The organism is Acidomonas methanolica (genome assembly GCF_004346035.1).
GTDB lineage: Bacteria > Pseudomonadota > Alphaproteobacteria > Acetobacterales > Acetobacteraceae > Acidomonas > Acidomonas methanolica.
Genome location: NZ_SLZN01000016.1, coordinates 49,890 through 66,213 on the forward strand (window position 1 = coordinate 49,890; position 16,324 = coordinate 66,213).

Here is a 16,324-nt window from a genome sequence, read left to right on the forward strand (position 1 = left end):
ATCCAATTCCATCCGTTTCGATAGATCATGGCAAAGGGGAGGCTTGGCGTCGCCTAGGTGGCTATGGCGCAGGAATAGTACCCATCTTCATTTTCTCGGCCCGCCATCACAGTGTAGCGTAGCGAAGGTGGCCGGGTCGTAGAATAGCGTTCTCTATGTCGCTTGTTGAAGAGCGTTTTCAGCAGCATTGTGCCTCGGGCGGCGACGGAGGGAGGAGGACCGCTTTCCGTGCCGCGCTCCGCCGCCATCACGGACTCGGTGTTTCGCGCACCTCGCGCAAGGCCCGGCTGAAGAGATGGTTGAAGATGCGATCGCGATCTTCCGCGTTGGTCATGATGATGCTCTGAAGGCTGCTGTCGCGCTGATATTGCTTGATCGTCTCCTCGAGGAGACGGCGCACGAAGGTCGGGCGGGAGACATCCGGCGGATTGTTCCGCAGCACCGCCGCCATTTCTTCGTCGAGCGCCTTGCGCTTCACCTGTTCGAGGCGAATGAAATCCTCTTCGGTGAACTGTGTCCCGTGCCGATCGTTGAAGGAACGGACAATCTCGGAAAGCGCCTTCGCCTCGTCTTCGGTATAGGGCTTGGCCCCAAATTCGCTGATCGCGGTGAGCGGCACGGCGTCGCCTGCTGCGAGCGACGCGGAGCCAGCTTCCTTCTGCTGAACGCGGAAGGCGCGCAGGCGCAGCATTTCATCCGTGATTTCGACTTCTGGCGGCTGTTCGCGGTTTGGCAACATCCGGTCCAGCCAATCGGTGTAGGCATAGAGCTTTTCCAAGCTGGTATCTCCCAGCCGGACGATTTGCGCGACGAAGCTGTAGAAGCGCTTGTAGCTTCTCAATAGCTGCCGGAACTCTTCCTGCCGGCCTTCGTCATCCTCGGCTTCAAAGCGCGCCACGGCGTTGCGAACCAGGGATTCAAGCGTTACGCGGTCCTGTGTGGACAGCGTTCCCTTGAAGAAGGTCGTGGCGAACCGCTCGATCTCGCTGCTGTCGAGATAGCCGAATGTGCGGATGCGTGTTTCCAACTGGTAGATCTGGTTCTTGTCGGAAACGGCTTCGAGGCTGGACACCTCGTAGAAGGGGCGAAACGCTTCCTTGATGTCATCCGTCGTGTTCTGGAAATCGAGGATGAAGGTTCGTTCCTTGCCCTGGTAAATCCTGTTCAGCCGTGACAGGGTCTGAACGGCCTGCAACCCCGCCAGCTTCTTGTCGATATACATCCCGGACAATTTCGGCTGGTCAAAGCCGGTCTGATATTTTTCCGCTACGATGAGGATTTGATATTCCGGGGTATCGAAGCGCTTGGGCAACTCGCCTTCGCCGAAGCCGTTCAACTCGGCCTCGGTGTAGGTATTGCCATCGACGTGCAATTCACCGGAAAAGGCGACGAGCGCCTTGAGGTCGCGATATCCCTTGTCCTCGATGTAGGTCTTGAGCGCGAAATAATAGCGCAGGGCGCTTTCCCGGCTTGAGGTCACGATCATGGCCTTCGCCTGACCGTCCAGCTCCGGTCTGACATGGCGCTGGAAATGCTCGACCATCACCTCGACCTTCTGGCTCAGGGCGGTCGGATGCAGGGCGGCGAACCGCGCGACCTTCCGTTGTGCGCGCCGCGTATCCAGTTCCGGGTCGTCGTCGATCGTCTTTTCCAGGGCGTAATACGCCTTGTAGGTCATGTAGTTCTGAAGCACGTCGAGGATGAACCCCTCTTCGATCGCCTGCCGCATGGAATAGAGGTGAAACGGATGCGGGAGGCCATCGGCGCCCACCGTGCCGAAACGCTCAAGCGTGACGTTGCGGGGCGTCGCCGTGAAGGCGAAGTAGCTGATGTTCGCCTGCGGGCCGCGCTGGCGCTGGTATTCCGCGATCAGGTCTTCGATCTCGTCGGGCGTCCCGGCCTCTTCGTCGCGGCTGAGGGCGTCGCTCAACGCCTGGGCGCTCTTGCCGGACTGAGAGCCGTGCGCCTCGTCGATCAGCACGGCGAACCGCCGTGTTCCCTGTCCGCTGATGACGCGGAGATGGTCGGTCGAAAACTTCTGGATGGTGGTGATGATGATCTTCGCCTGCCCCTCGATCGCCGCCTTCAACTGCCGTGAGGTTCCGTCGATCTTGCGGACGACGCCGGGCGTCTGCTCGAACTGGGCAATGGTGTTCTGAAGCTGGCGGTCAAGAACGACGCGATCCGTCACCACGATCGCGGTGTCGAAAATCGGCTGGTCGGACGGGTCATGCAACGTCACCAGCCGATGCGCCGTCCAGGCGATCGTGTTGGATTTTCCCGATCCGGCCGAATGCTGGATCAGATAGTTGCTGCCGCTACCGCTGACACGGGCATGGGCCAGCATCTTCAGAACCGCGTCGATCTGATGGAAACGGGGAAAGATCAGCGCTTCCTTGCCGTTCGTGCCGTCGAGGTGAAGAAACCGCCCGATGATGTCGAGAAGGATGTCGCGGGAGAAAATCGCCCGCCCTTCAGGCTGGTCGGCCCAGAGATAGGCGACGCGGAACTCCCCTTCGATATCCGGGTTGCCCGCGCCGCCATCATGCCCGCGATTGAAGGGCAGAAACCGGGTCTTGCCGTTCTGTAGGCGGGTGGTCATGGATACGTTGTCCTGATCCACCGCGAAATGGACCAAGGCCCCTCGCTTGAACGTCAGCAGAGGTTCGTTGGCGGGTGCCCGATCATGGCGATACTGGCGTTCGGCATGGCGGAAATTTTGGCCGGTCAGGGTATTTTTCAGTTCCAGCGTCGCCACGGGCAGGCCGTTGACGAACAATCCCACGTCGATGGCGTTTTCGCTCTTCACGCTGTAGCGAAGCTGATTGATGACGCTGAGAATATTGCTCTCGAACAGCGTCACCAAAGCCGGGTTGACGCCAGACGCCGGCTTGAAGGCGGCGAGGAAGAACTTCAAGTTCGGAACCAGCTTCAGCCCATTGCGCAGCACGTCCAGCGTGCCGCGCTGCTTCAATCCCTGCTCAAGTTGTTTGAAGAACTCGGCTTCGGCAGAAGGACCGTAATGGCTTTCCAGCTTCGCCCATTCGTCGGGTTGCGTCGCCTTGACGAACTCGATCACCAAGGTCTTGTCGAGCGCGGAGGTGCGGTCATAGTCCTCGGGTCGGCGGGGACGGTAGCCCTGGCGCTCCAGCAACGCCTTGCACAGATGGACCTCCAGCACCTCTTCCCGGTGGACGGTGTCTTCTGAAAAGCCCTTGGCATAGGGATGAGAGGTCGATGGCTGTTCGTAATTCATGGCCGCTCCCCCCGAGCCATTTTTATCTCATCGACTGCCGAAACCAGGGCCGTGTTGAGCGCCAGCATCGCCGCTTGCAGGTGTGACAGGCTGATATAGGCTTCGAACTCGATCGGCTGGTCGGCCGCGTCGATCGGCGTCCCATAGGCGCCATATCGGAACGCGGTCGAGCCGGGGTCGATCGCGGCCAGTTCCTTCATGCGCCGCACGATCCATGCGGGAACGTCCTGCCCGTATCGCTCCTTCACCATCGCCACGAAGCTGTCGGTGAGGGCGATCAGGTCATGAACCTTCTTCGCGTCGGGCATCGCGGCCTTGAGAATGAGTTCGCAGGAATGGCGATAGAGAAACAGCGCCGCATTGCCGATCCGGTAGTCGGCGATGCGCTTGTCCTTGATCGCGTCCACCAGCTCGTTGGCGGCGGCGAAATATTCCTCCGCAAGCGACGCGACGTTGGCCTGCATCATCCCGCCGAGGGCAAAACCGTGCGGCCCGGACCATTCATCCTCGCGGGCGTGGTCGCCGGTAAGCTCCTCGAAGAGCGGCCGGGTCATGGCCTCTTCGGTAAAGACGTCGGCGCGCGTCATGCGAACATATCCCGCGTCATGGTGTGGGCTGTGCGAGGGCCTTGGCCGCGCGGCGTGAGGCCGTTGCGCTTCATCCAGTCCAACCAACGGCGAAGGTCGCTGTCCTTGAACTTCTTCCCCTTCTCCTCATGCCATTCGGTCAGGACGCCGTTGACGATCGTGGAGTCGTCGGGCTGCCGCCCGTCCATCAGCGCGTCGTTCCACACGGCATAGAGGGTAGCGATCGCCTCGACCGCCTCGGTGCCGAAGTCGCGCAGGAGGCCGATGAGGCCGCCCAGCGCGTCAGCGCGCGGACCCAACAGGCTTTTGAGTTCCGCGTTGTGCCGCCCGACGTTTGCCAGCGGGGCGTAGGTGACGGTCGTTCCCGCCCCGTCCGCCTGGCTCGCCCTGTAGAAGCCTGCCGCCTCCACCGCGCGCTCTGTCTCCTCGATCAAGGCGCGATCGAGCGGCCCCGCCGCCTGACGGAAGTAGTTCCCCTGGAGTTCGCTGATGCCGAGATGGGCTTCGGCGAGATAGAGTTCCTTTTGCAGCTTCACCCGCCCGAACTTCGGATTACTCCGATGCCGGTGGATGATCTCCGCTCCGACGACGAGGCGGAATCTGTCCCGGTCTGACGTGGATATGGCGGTTGGAAGATTTTCGCGGATGTCGATCTGGCCCGCGACGGCAGCGGTAATGAGGGCGGCGCGGCGTTCGCGCAGGAGAGCAACGGAGCGAACAATCCTGGCCGCCACTTCGTCTGCATGGGCAAGCTCCCGCTCGGCCTCGGCCGCAATGCGGCGCTGTTCCTCCAGTGGAGGCATAGGCAACATAATGAGGCGGAATTGTTCCCAATAGAGCCTCAAGCGGAAATCGGTGATCCCTTTCGACCCCTGCCGCATCTGCTCGATGAAGAGCGGGGTGCGAAGCAGAAACTGATAATATGGGCTATGGAGGTCGTGTGTCGGCTTCGCGACCACATATGCGGGGCTCACGGCGCCATTGACAGTCGAGACGCCGACCGCTCCCTGCCATGCCCTCATCATGTTGTAGGCCAGATATCCGGGCCTGACGCATTTGTAGCTCGAACGGTCCTCGATGAGGTTTACCTTGCGGTCGCGCTCCTCGTCGTCGAGCTGCCTGTCCGATATGCCCGTATGGATTGAGACCGAGAGCACCGGAAGATCATCGGTATTGGGCTCCGCCACCTCGTGGAAAAGATGCCCCGCTCGCAGGAGTGACCAATGGGCGGGGATACTTGGAATATGGTCGAGCCCCGTTTCCACGGTAGCCATGCCCTCCACGGTAGCGCCCGTCACAAGCTCCGCGACAGCCTGCTTGGCCCGCTTATGCAGCAATTCGACCTGCCGCTCCCTCTTCGCGATCAGCTTGTCGATGCGGGTGGTTTTGCGGTCGAGGAAGGCGGCGATGGCCTTCTGGGTGGCGAGGTTTACAACCGGAAGCTGGAAATCTTTGATCGCATTGTCCGAGATACGCCGGAGTCCTCCGGCCCCGGTCATGCTGGCGATCCCAGCGGCCCGAAATGTTTCGGATGAAAGCAGGTATCGGAGATAATCTGGATCGACCTTCCGGCGATCAGGCCGGATGACATGGACCTCGGATGTCGCGAAACCGATCCGGTTCGGGAGCCTCGTCACCAGAGCTTTCTTGCCGTTTTCGAAGCAAGGTGTGACCTTGGCGAGCAACAGGTCACCTTCGGCAAAATAGCTGTAGCTACCGTCTGCAAGTTCATCAGCCGGCCGCTCCAAACTTGTGTCGAGACCGCCAAGGCCATCGGCGAGCGCGTCCATAGGGGCGAAAGTTACGTTCCCGTATCCGGCGAGTTCACCCGCCTCCGTTTTCGACGGGTTGAGACGTGTCACAAAGCGCAGGCGCGTCATCCTGCCACCTCTTTCAAGAGGTTGGCGATATCCGTCTCAAGCGTCTTCAACTCGGCGTCGATCTCAGCCAGCGGGCGCGGCGCGACATAGCGGTAGAAGTAGCGGTTGAAATTGATCTCGTAGCCGACGCGGCCCACGCCCTTGTCGGCGTCATCCCTATAGGTCTCGTCCACCCATGCGTCCGGCACGAAGGGCGTCACCTCGCGGGCGACATAATCCTTCCAATCCTCCTTGAGCGGCACAACCTCATGGTCGCGCAGTTCGGGGTCCGGTTCTGGCCGACCGTCCCCATCGAGGCAGATGGCGGCGGACTCGTCCCGCTCCGACAGCGCGGAAAGAATGGCTTTCCTGACCGGCGCACCGATCTTCACGCCCGCGCCCTTGAGCGCCTTAGTCAATGCGGCCTCGAAGGCGGGGCGTTCCTTGAACAGGGTGGTCGGCAGACGATTGGCGATGACGTTCAACACGTCATCCTGGTCGGCAGGGTCCAGCTTCAGGAACGGCTTGGCGAGCTTCAGCTGCGCGATGCGCTCGGGGCTGGACTGAAAATTCAACCGAAGTGGGCGCTCCACCCTGATCTCGCGATAGCCGAAATCGCTGGCGTCGAAAATCTTCGACACCGCGCTCCACGGCCCGCCGCCGTTCGCCATCTCATGGAAGATATGCGTGATGGCCTCGCGCCCATCGTCGCGTATTTCCCGACGCTTGGAGCCGAGGTTTTTGCGCATGGGCGCCCAGAACCGTTCGCCCGATGCGTCTATGAGTTGGACCTTGCCGCGCCGTCTCCGATCCCTGTGGTTGGTCAGCAGCCAGACATAGGTTTGGATGCCAGTGTTGTAGAAAAGGTCGGTCGGCAGCGCGACGATGGCCTCGATCCAGTCGTTTTCCAGCATCCAGCGGCGAATTTCGCTCTCACCTGAACCTGCCCCGCCGGTGAAGAGCGGCGAGCCGTTCATGACGATGCCGATGCGCGAACCGATCTCGTCGGTTCGCATTTTGGAAATCATGTGCTGGAGAAAGAGAAGCTGGCCGTCCGAGATTCGCGGCAGGCCCGCGCCGAAGCGGCCGTCATTGCCCTGGGTCGCCGCTTCCTCCCGGATCGGCTCCTGATACTTTTTCCAATCCACGCCATAGGGCGGATTGGACAGCATGTAGTGGAAGCGCCGGTCCTTGTGGGCGTCCTGCGTCAGCGTGTTGCCGAAGGCGATGTTTTCCGGGTCGTGGCCCGTCACCAGCATGTCGGATTTGCAGATGCCGAAGGACTCGCCGTTCAACTCCTGGCCGAAAAGCTCGACGCGGATATCCGGGTTGAACTCCTTCAGGGCTTCCTCGGCGAGCGCGAGCATTCCGCCCGTGCCGCACGCCGGGTCGTAAATCTGCCGGATGATTCCCTGACCCCGCAGCTTTTCGTCGTCGTTGACGATGATGAGGTCCACGATCAGCCGGATCACCTCGCGCGGCGTGAAGTGCTCGCCGGCGGTTTCATTGGAGATTTCCGAGAAGCGGCGGATCAGGTCTTCAAACAGATAGCCCATCGCCAGCGTCGAGACGGCTTCCGGGCGAAGGTCAAGCGAGGCGAATTGCTCGAACACCTTCCATAGGATGGTGGCGTCAGCGAGCCGCTTCAGTTGGTCTGTGAAAAGGAACTTGTCGAGAAAGACATCCCGAACCGAGTCCGAGAAGGCCGTGATATAGGCGATGATGTTCTTGTGAACGTCGCTCGGATTCTGCGCCCTGATTTTGGCGAATGTCAGTGTGCTGGTGTTGTAAACGCGGATGCCGCCGCCGATCGCGCCATACAGCATCATGTCGCGGGTCTGCTCGTCTATGCCCGGCGGCAACCCGGCATGGGCTTTCAGAACGGCATCTTTGGTGGGTTCGAGGATGCAATCGAGGCGACGCAGCACAACAAAGGGCAAGATAACCTTGCCGTATTCCGATTGCTTGAAGTCACCACGAAGGGTTTCGGCAATCTGCCAAACAAAGTTCGATAGAACTTTTGCCTTCGATACTACACCCTGATCCACGCAAATCACCCGCCCCTTGGCCGATTCGCGCAGAAGTGAGCATCGGGACGACGATCGCCTCGGCCCGACCGGACGTTAACGTATTATACAGTAACGCGCCAATGCTTAATAGACCGGAAATGTCAAGGGACGCAATGGGGTCGAGCCCGCCTTTCCTGTGGACGGGCGCGGCATGCAGGGCGGCTATTATGCTATGCCAGAAGTGCCTTCTGGCGGAAGGTGGCGTAGGAGCGGAAGCGTAGTGCTCATCGCTATCGGTACTGGCTTAACAAGGCGCCTAATGAGATGAGAGCTATAGGGTGCCGAGGGTGGCTATGGCGTAGACATAGTGCCCATCTTCGTTGTTCTCGGCCCGCCATCAAGCTGTAGCGTAGTGCAGCGTGCCAAAGGTGGCCAGATCGTAGAGTCGGCGGTCATATACTGCTTGGTATTAGCCTCTTTGAACAATGATTGCGGCCTCGGCCATTTATGGCGGCCTTGGAGAAAGAGTCTTCGGCCCTGGTGACGACGCGCGCTTTCTCTTAACCAAGAGCCTCAGTGATAGTTATGCGATGTGCAGCGACATGGCGGAATGCTTTTGCACGACAGGTGAGAAGAATTACCTGCATGCGCTGTGCCGCCTCCGTCAAGATATCGGTCATAGCCTCGAATCGGCCATCGTCTGAATAGACCAATGGATCGTCCAGGATCAGTGATACTGGCGCGCCTTTATCTAGTAGAAGGTCAGCGAATGCGAGACGGGTAAGAACAGCAAGCTGCTCCTGCGTGCCGCGGCTGAGATCGCCACATGCCTCGTCAATGCCGCCTCGCGTGATTGCGGACAAGCCCATTTCTTCATCAAATGCCAAGTCGCTGCCGGGAAGAACGCGCTCAACATAGCGAGCAGCCCGGCGGGTGATCGGACCAAGAAAGGTTCTTGATGCTTCGTCACCAACATCGCGGAGCGTGTTACGAAGAAGCTCCAGGGTGTCGGCCTCGTGTTGGAGCCTAGTAAGGTGCGCCGATGCGGCCTGCTCCAAATCTCGTGCCTCGGCAGCCAAACCCGCGAGACCTTTTGGACCGTCGTTCGCAATGACCGCCTCCAATGAAGCGATGCGCGCAACGAGTTCTAGCCGTTCCTCTTGGCCACGCACCTGTTCACGTTCCATATTGGCAATGCCTTTACGAATACGGTCCACATCGAGGCTGCCCGCGGCTTGCTTGACCTGCTCAAGCGTCTCCAAGCGACGGGCCAATTCTTCACGAGTTGCTGCCAGGGTCGTGTCGATCGCCTCACGGCCTTTCTCACTCTGCAAAGCGTCGAGATGTTGATTTGCGAGCATTGCGTCGCGCTCGGCACCAGTGCGTTCGGTCTGCAGTTGAACAAGCAGTTTCTCTGCGTCGTGCAACATCGTCTGTGCGGTATCGAGAACGGCGATAGCGGCGCTCTCCTCTTCGCGAACAGCTAGGAGCGACGCTTCAAGCGAGGGGAGATCAGCCTCATTCTCATCCGCCGCGGACGTGGCTTCTGGCGGATTATTCGCAAGCAACTCCTTGAGCGCTACCGCGCCCGGTTGGAGGCCGATGCTGGCGTCACCCGGACATAGCGCCTCGATTTGACGTTTAAGGGCTGCGATATCTTGAAGAGCTGCTCGCGCCTGCTCGCTTCGGGTGACGGCAACCGAGTAACTTTCCACGTTAAGGCCCTTCAACATGTCGGCCAGCGCGTCGGCGGCCGACCGCAAATTCGCCTCGGCAGAAAGACCACCAGCGCTTGGCGGCGTAACGATCAGTTTCGCGACCTGGTCGAGCCGGATTTCCGTCGGCCGCACAATCTCGTGACGCCCCGCCGCGACTGGTTTGTCGTCAATGCGCAGAGAAGTATCTGACATCAATTCTATGTCGATCGCCACGGCACCGGCTTCAAACAAGACGCGCGTCTCGGTCGCCTTACGGTCAAGCGCAGCTAGTGCCGTCAGAGCCTTTTTATCAATCTGCGTGCGAGCGACCTTTTCCTTCTCGACAATTGCACCTTCCAGGCGTTGTGCCTCGGCGAGTTGCACACGCGCCCGCTCCATCGCTGTCGCGCGTGCGCGCCGGTTCAAAGCAGACCTGGCTTGTTCCACCGCGGTCTCGGCTGTGGCTCTTCGCTCTCTGATGTCGTTCAAGGCAGTGCGTTTAGCCGTTACGACTGACGCCGCCACCGCACTCGCCTCATGCTGTTGACCGAGCGCAGTATTGGCCTTGGCCAAAGCTGCAGAAGAATGTTCCACTGCCTGGGTAGCACTGTCGAACGCCGCGAGTTGCTGCTCGCCGCTGCGTACCGCCGCGTCGGCTTCCGCATAGCGCGCCGATGCGGTCGATAGCCGGAGCTGTGCCGTTTCGGCGATTTTCAGATCGCTGCGCAGTTTCTGTAAGCGCTGCGCCTGTTCCGGATCGGCAAGGTCACGATCAACAAGACGCTTGGCGGTACGTGCCTCTTCTAGACTCGACAACGCTTGCTCATAGATGCGAAAGGTCGCCTCAGTTGCTTCACGGCGCTCACGCGCTCTGACCAAAGACGCCTCGGCTTCCGCCAATCTTCCTGTCGATTTACCCGATCTCGGTGTGCGAAAGGAGGCATAGGCTTCCTCAACCTGAGTCCTCACCAACTCAAAACGACGCCCCCCAAGCACGGTACCGACCTCGGCTTCAAGCGCGCTTCGAATATTGTCGCGGACGAGGCGGTTTGGTGCTTCCACTGAAAGCGCCGTCGCCTGTTCGACCCAAAGAAGACCGAGGGCGCCACGAGTTTCTGGATCACTTCCGCGATTATTGCCCTTCTCAAATCCTAGGAGAGTTTGAAGCTGATCTTCTGCCGGATCGCCCTCGACGCGCCCGTTTGGGCCTGTCAGCCTAATATAAGGAGACTTGAGGAATTGCTTCTCGACCTGCCACCGTTGCGCGGCAATCTCGAAACTAACCGACACTTTCGGCGCTACATCGTCACCAAAAGGGCAATAGGAACGGACAAGTTCGGTTTTTGCGGAGTGTCGGATAAAGAAGGCTGCGCGCAATGCTTCAAGCAAAGTGGATTTGCCCGTTTCATTAGGCTCAACAACGATATTTAGGCCGCCAGTAAAGCCCGAAACGGACAAGGGCTTTCTGAATTTCCGAAAATTCACGAGATCAAGGGAATGCAGCCTCATGCGATTGCCTCATCGCGCGCTCGCATTGCCTCGACGTAGAGTCGTTCAAGTGCCGCGCTGGCGCGTATCGAATCAGCACCACCCACTTCGATCAATTGTTGGAGTCGCGCGGCGGCTGTCGCGAGCGTTCCCTGAACATCGATATTGGCCAGATCGTCTTTTGTCGGCTGGGCGATCAGTCCATCGCTGGAAACTATGAGCCAGCGCAGTTCATGGGCAAGATCATCCTCTAGTTTTTGGAGGATGGACACTCGATCGGCAAGGGAGACTGCACCGACCAGGGTGAGATTGAGTAACGACTTCGCAGGATCGCCCCCAGCTCGCAAGGCAACTACATTTCGATCAAAATCATCAATATGGGCGATTTCCCATTGCTGTGTGAGCCATCTGTAGCGGCCGGTTTCAACTCTTTCCAGTTTAGGCGGCTCACCATATTTCACGTCGGCAACGATCACACTCCCTGGCTCATTACGGCCGAAACGGTCCGCCTCCGGCGTTCCACTATAGGCTGTACGCTCGTTGACAATGAGGTGACCGTGCCAATCGCCGAGGGCAAGATAGTCCAATCTGGATGCGCGCGCGCGATCTGGTGGGATAATGTTGGTCGCCTCACTGCTCCCCCCAAACTCTGTGATCGAACCATGTCCCAAGCCGATGCGCACGACGCCTGGAGGAGTCACCATGTCGTCGAATAGGCTCGTCGGATCGTCGCGTGTTCTACGATGATCAAGTGGGGCGGGTAGCAGCCAGGCCCCGTCCTCAAGTGCAACAGCCTCGGGGACATCTACCACATGGACATTCTCAGGCGCCTTGGCGCGGACGCGGGTCCAGAGCCCGCCGGCGCGCGCATGATCGTGATTGCCTGGCATCAACCACCAATTCGCCGATGCTCGACTCATGCGCGACAAGGCTTGCACGAGAATGCGGTCGCCGGGATCGACATTATCGAAGACATCGCCAACGACCAAGATGTGCTGAGCGGAATTATCCACTGCGATGTTCCCGATCCTATCGATCACATCGAGGCGCGCTTCCGTTAAGGTGGACCGGACATCATCGGGGAATCCACCAAAAGGTTTGCCGAGTTGCCAGTCAGCGGTATGGACGACACGAACCATTAAAGGGGCGTCCCAAATGATTCACACATGACCGCATCGCTCCAGAGTGCGCTCGGCAGCATCTTGGTTAGAGTTTCTGATATTGGTAGGTTCCCTTGACGTGCGAATTGAGGTAGCTGCCATGCGACGAAGCTGCCATCAGTCCCTCATACGTCCCCGATGGAACATTAAAATATTGATAGACGCTGCCATCGAGGAACTCGACCTCTAGCGTTTCCGACTGCGCGTCATACCCAATCGATGCGATATTGCTGGAACTCACGGGTAATCGTTGCATCAGGCTTTCTCCTTCTTGGGATCACTCCATTTCGGGTCTTGTGAGCGCCAGGCGGCTGCAAGGCGCTCGTAATCTTCATCGCCGCGCGGCTTCGACCAGGCCGTAGTTACATTCGGATCAGCGCTATTAGGACGAGCGCCTTCCGGCGGTAGATTGATCCGACAACGGATTGGCAATCGAGCTGCCTCTCCCATGATGATCGCCTCACCCGTGCGGAGCACAGGCAAGGTATCAACCAATCCGCCAAGACTGTCGGGCAACGCCGCTTTGACCTTACCCTGATCGGCGCTATTGGAGAGCCGAAGCGCCATCAGGGTGCCGCACTGCGACAATATAGTTTCATCTATCTCGGACGGGCGTTGACTAATAATCATCGCGCCGACACCGAATTTACGTCCTTCCTTGACGATCCGCTGAACCATATCACGCGCCGGATTATCCGCGTCCTTTCCGAGGTAACGATGCGCTTCTTCCATAACGACCAGCTCTGGCCGGTTGCGTCCGCCTTCTGGGAGTGATCGTCCCCAGAACATCGCTTCATAGGTAATGTTGAGAATACCGCCAATAAGATGGACCAAAACCGCGCTTGGCACCCCGGAGAGGTCCAGCACGGTGATCGGCTTGTCATGGCCGAACCAGCTCTTCAATAAATCTGGCAAGTCCTTCTTAGGCTTACCCTTCAGATCGGGTTCCCAATCTCCCGGACGCAACATGAAATCGTACTGCCGATCCAGCAGCCTTGATCGCATCTGGGTTAGTTGGCGGCGGATGTTCAGAAAGCCATGCTGGTTAATGTCAGGCAGCGCAGAACCCGCGCCAGGCGGTTGATACTTCGGAGGGCGGAGTGTTGCGGCATCACCCGCTTCATCAAGCGCTGGCTTAGTCCGCTCCTTGTCCGCCCATGTCTTGTATTCTGGATCGATGAGATCAAACCAGAGTTGCTTCAGACTGAACGGCAGTGGCGTGTTTATTGTGAGAGCGTTGACATCGACGCCCGGCACTCCATCTGCCACAGCGAGTTTTGCAGCCTGGATCTTATCGAAGACGCCAGTGTAAGCAGGCTCGTTCAATTTCCCCATAAGAAATTCAACGAGTTGAGCTGTGTCGAGTGCCCAATACGGGACATGCAATGGCTGTTCGTCGGCTTCCGAAGTGTTGACTCGGAAGACCGCTGCAACTGATTTCAGAGCATCGCCGTATTCACCATGAATATCGAGCAGAAGAATACGGGCGCTGGTGCAGTGAGCGCCATCGGCGGATTGACAAATCGAGCGTAAAAGGCTTGCTACGGTAGTTGATTTTCCCGAACCTGTGGAACCTAGAACAGCGCTGTGCCGCGTTACTAGTCGATCCAGATCGATCCGAACCGGAATGCTCTCCGCGCCGGCGAGCCTGCCGATCACCACCTGGCCGACATCGATCCCGCCATAGATACGGCTGAGATCGTCTTCGGTGACTAGATGTACTTCATCGTTTATGCCAGGATACTGACTGATGCCGCGCTCAAAACTAGTCTCGACGATTTCGCCGACCAACTGAACCGTCATCCAGCTCTCGCCGCGTTGACTTGCATCCACCAGTGTCTCTGGTGTTGCCTGCGCGCCAACCTCTGAGATGACTCCATAAAGGTCGTGGTATCCTTGCGGAATTCGCACAAAGCTACCGACCTGTGCAACGCGATAGCTGCGACCGCCAATAATGGAAATGCCTGAAGCGACCGATTCTGCTTGGCGGACGCTCACCGTTGAGCCGGCAACGCTGCCTACACGTCCGAGAAACGTGGGAGCAGTCATACCGGGGAGGCCGCTGCTGGCGCTGCTACCAGCACTGGAGCGGGCAGAGCCGCATCAAATGCTTGAGGAGAGCGGGAATTCGCGAAAAAGCGCGCAAACGCATCGATGGCGCCAAGCTTGAACTCACACGCCCCGGCACCAGCCGGTGCCCAATAGCTGGCGCGGATCGGACCCCAGTCCTTTGTTGGAAATTCCGATGGAGCAGACCAATCCGCCGCCACGCCATTGATGACCGCTTTGTCGCGGGCGTACACGCTGAAATTTGGACGTCGCAAGGCAAGCTCGACGGCGCAGACCTCTTTGTCGAGGGGTTGGAACTGAAATGCGAACACACTTGCCGCCGGATTCGCGGCGAGTGCTTCGTCTATGCGAGCAGCAATATGCGCATCGGCAAACGAGAAACCGATGGATACGAGAAGTGTATCTTCCGTGCTTAGAAAAGTACGCAGTCGATCTAGCAGCGCGGCGTAAGGCGCCTTCTGGGTCTGGTCATACTTCAGATGTTCGGGGAAGATGAGATGTGTGGCGTCTGTTTGTCCCGTTCGGACCACCTCGCCTTGCTCGTTCGCTTTCCAACCCAAAGATCCATGTAGCTTCCAGAGCCTCGTCCATCGCGGTGACAAGGCGTCGCCTGAAACGGACGCTGGATCGAAAAACGCTTCTCGCGCTCCAGTGAAGCCATCGAAATAGGGCGCGTGGGCTCGCTCGAACGCTTCTTCAAAAAGCAAGTCATAGTTGGTCGTGAAAATTTCGACGGGATGCGCGCGCGGTGCGCCTGTCACCCAACTAACCAATTCGCTATAGGGCGAAGGTTTGCTCGGCAGTCGCACCTTAACGACCTTGCCGATCTCAGCGCAGATCGTTTCCGCCATCGTTTTATAGCCATCACCATCTAGATCATGGATTTTGGTGGTGCCGATAACGGTGGATAGGGAGCGGATTCGAGAAAGCAACGTTTCTATATCGTGTTTTGCGGAATCCTTCTTGAGGCCCTCGATCTGCGCTTTGTAGGTTGGCTCGATGGCTGCAAGAATTTGAGCGGTAAGCCCGGCCACGGCCGGAATGAGAGGCAACGTGCCATCCTCACGCTTCATGCCTGCGGGTGCCCCAGCGCCGACCAACAGGCCAATGCGTTTGCGCCCTTGGGCGATGATCGTCCGTAGTGAGGCCATATACTGGTCGGGATTGTGGAAACTAACGCTCAAGGAGCCCCCCTCTCCAAGTCTCGCTTCTGACTTATGCGGTTCTATGCCGCCTTGGCCACCTGTACCTCAACATGAAGGCCGGCAGCCGATAGCATGTTAACCAAAGTGTCGATACTGAACAGGTCGATCTTGCCGCGATTGAGGTCGGATATGCGGGGCTGGCTTACCCCCAGCAGCTTTGCCGCCTGGGCCTGAGTCAGCCCTTCGCGCTTGATATGCTCGGTCAGCGCTATCATCAGGCTCGAACGAAGCTTCATGTTCTCCGCTTCGGCTGGCGACTCGGAGATAGCTTCCCAGACGCTGGCAAATCTCTCATTGCTCATGACTTCAATTCCCTGACCAGTTCCTTGTAGCGCTGGGTCGCCAGCGCGATGTCTTCCCGCGCCGTTCGCTGCGACTTTTTCTGGAAACAGTGCAGCACAAATACCGCCTCGGTGAACTTCGCCACATAGATGATCCTAAACGCCCCGTCCTCATCCCGAATCCGAATCTCCCGAACACCCTGCCCGATGGTCGCCATCGGCTTCCAATCGCCCGGCTCAAGTCCGCGTTGCAGCCGGTCGAGCTGAAACCCGGCTTCACGCCTAGCGGCACCCGGGAAGGCCCTCAGGTCGCCAAGAGCCGAACTCCGAAATTCCAGCGACTTTAATGGCTTAACCATCGAACCTTTCTCGATTATATAAATTCTTGTATATCTTGGCAAGCCCCTCGTGCTTCACAACAACCGGCCCGTGCTTCCTATAGGTGTTCATGCGGCATCCTGCGGGGCAACATAAAGGCCTTATCCCGCTCGGGACGCCGGTGCCACAAGGCGGTTCTTGCCGAAGCGCTATGTCGATGGATGCATAGTACCGCTGACGGGCTGGTTTCGAGATTCTGGTCGCATCTTCATATGTGGGCCTTGACGACATGAGAGAGCCTAGCACTACTTTGGCATTTTCTGTGATGAGGGTGGACTGAGCGTCCTGCCGCAGTGAGGACACTGCCGGCATGGTGGTTGGAGGATGCGATCAA

General features: G+C 58.6%; 11 protein-coding genes. All 11 read right to left on the bottom strand.

The annotated features are described in order from the left end of the window. Positions 1-247: 247 nt before the first annotated feature. On the bottom strand, positions 248-3,256 hold the full coding sequence (locus EDC31_RS11790) for a type I restriction endonuclease subunit R (RefSeq protein WP_042060605.1): 3,009 nt from the start codon (positions 3,254-3,256) through the stop codon (positions 248-250). Continuing rightward, positions 3,253-3,843: a hypothetical protein gene (locus EDC31_RS11795; protein ID WP_042060608.1), complete on the bottom strand. Its 591-nt coding sequence runs from the start codon at positions 3,841-3,843 to the stop codon at positions 3,253-3,255. Before EDC31_RS11795 ends, EDC31_RS11790 begins: the two co-directional genes overlap by 4 nt. Next, on the bottom strand, positions 3,840-5,723 hold the full coding sequence (locus tag EDC31_RS11800; protein WP_186819998.1) for a restriction endonuclease subunit S: 1,884 nt from the start codon (positions 5,721-5,723) through the stop codon (positions 3,840-3,842). The genes EDC31_RS11795 and EDC31_RS11800 overlap by 4 nt, the downstream gene beginning before the upstream one ends. Next, positions 5,720-7,759 carry a type I restriction-modification system subunit M gene (locus tag EDC31_RS11805; RefSeq protein WP_306310103.1) on the bottom strand — a complete coding sequence of 680 codons (2,040 nt, stop codon included), beginning with the start codon at positions 7,757-7,759 and terminating at the stop codon, positions 5,720-5,722. The genes EDC31_RS11800 and EDC31_RS11805 overlap by 4 nt, the downstream gene beginning before the upstream one ends. A gap of 512 nt (positions 7,760-8,271) precedes the next feature. Further along, positions 8,272-10,917, bottom strand: a complete 2,646-nt coding sequence (locus EDC31_RS11810) for an AAA family ATPase (RefSeq protein WP_042060609.1) — start codon at positions 10,915-10,917, stop codon at positions 8,272-8,274. Next, complete coding sequence (locus EDC31_RS11815) at positions 10,914-12,035, bottom strand: metallophosphoesterase family protein (protein ID WP_042060610.1); 1,122 nt, start codon at positions 12,033-12,035, stop codon at positions 10,914-10,916. The genes EDC31_RS11810 and EDC31_RS11815 overlap by 4 nt, the downstream gene beginning before the upstream one ends. A 67-nt stretch (positions 12,036-12,102) precedes the next feature. Next, positions 12,103-12,312 (bottom strand): KTSC domain-containing protein, encoded by a 210-nt coding sequence (locus EDC31_RS11820; protein ID WP_042060612.1) that lies wholly within the window; start codon positions 12,310-12,312, stop codon positions 12,103-12,105. After that, positions 12,312-14,105 carry an ATP-binding protein gene (locus EDC31_RS11825; RefSeq protein ID WP_042060614.1) on the bottom strand — a complete coding sequence of 598 codons (1,794 nt, stop codon included), beginning with the start codon at positions 14,103-14,105 and terminating at the stop codon, positions 12,312-12,314. Before EDC31_RS11825 ends, EDC31_RS11820 begins: the two co-directional genes overlap by 1 nt. Then, on the bottom strand, positions 14,102-15,310 hold the full coding sequence (locus EDC31_RS11830) for an SIR2 family NAD-dependent protein deacylase (RefSeq protein ID WP_081797773.1): 1,209 nt from the start codon (positions 15,308-15,310) through the stop codon (positions 14,102-14,104). Before EDC31_RS11830 ends, EDC31_RS11825 begins: the two co-directional genes overlap by 4 nt. A 41-nt stretch (positions 15,311-15,351) precedes the next feature. Continuing rightward, positions 15,352-15,633: a helix-turn-helix domain-containing protein gene (locus EDC31_RS11835; RefSeq protein ID WP_042060616.1), complete on the bottom strand. Its 282-nt coding sequence runs from the start codon at positions 15,631-15,633 to the stop codon at positions 15,352-15,354. Then, positions 15,630-15,971 carry a type II toxin-antitoxin system RelE/ParE family toxin gene (locus tag EDC31_RS11840; RefSeq protein WP_042060617.1) on the bottom strand — a complete coding sequence of 114 codons (342 nt, stop codon included), beginning with the start codon at positions 15,969-15,971 and terminating at the stop codon, positions 15,630-15,632. The genes EDC31_RS11835 and EDC31_RS11840 overlap by 4 nt, the downstream gene beginning before the upstream one ends. Between the last annotated feature and the right edge of the window lie 353 nt (positions 15,972-16,324).

Coding starts and splice junctions, on each gene's coding strand:
- EDC31_RS11825 (WP_042060614.1), bottom strand. CDS start 14,105: ATGACTGCTCCCACGTTTCTCGGACGTGTAGGCAGCGTTGCCGGCTCA.
- EDC31_RS11810 (WP_042060609.1), bottom strand. CDS start 10,917: ATGAGGCTGCATTCCCTTGATCTCGTGAATTTTCGGAAATTCAGAAAG.
- EDC31_RS11820 (WP_042060612.1), bottom strand. CDS start 12,312: ATGCAACGATTACCCGTGAGTTCCAGCAATATCGCATCGATTGGGTAT.
- EDC31_RS11835 (WP_042060616.1), bottom strand. CDS start 15,633: ATGAGCAATGAGAGATTTGCCAGCGTCTGGGAAGCTATCTCCGAGTCG.
- EDC31_RS11840 (WP_042060617.1), bottom strand. CDS start 15,971: ATGGTTAAGCCATTAAAGTCGCTGGAATTTCGGAGTTCGGCTCTTGGC.
- EDC31_RS11795 (WP_042060608.1), bottom strand. CDS start 3,843: ATGACGCGCGCCGACGTCTTTACCGAAGAGGCCATGACCCGGCCGCTC.
- EDC31_RS11800 (WP_186819998.1), bottom strand. CDS start 5,723: ATGACGCGCCTGCGCTTTGTGACACGTCTCAACCCGTCGAAAACGGAG.
- EDC31_RS11815 (WP_042060610.1), bottom strand. CDS start 12,035: ATGGTTCGTGTCGTCCATACCGCTGACTGGCAACTCGGCAAACCTTTT.
- EDC31_RS11790 (WP_042060605.1), bottom strand. CDS start 3,256: ATGAATTACGAACAGCCATCGACCTCTCATCCCTATGCCAAGGGCTTT.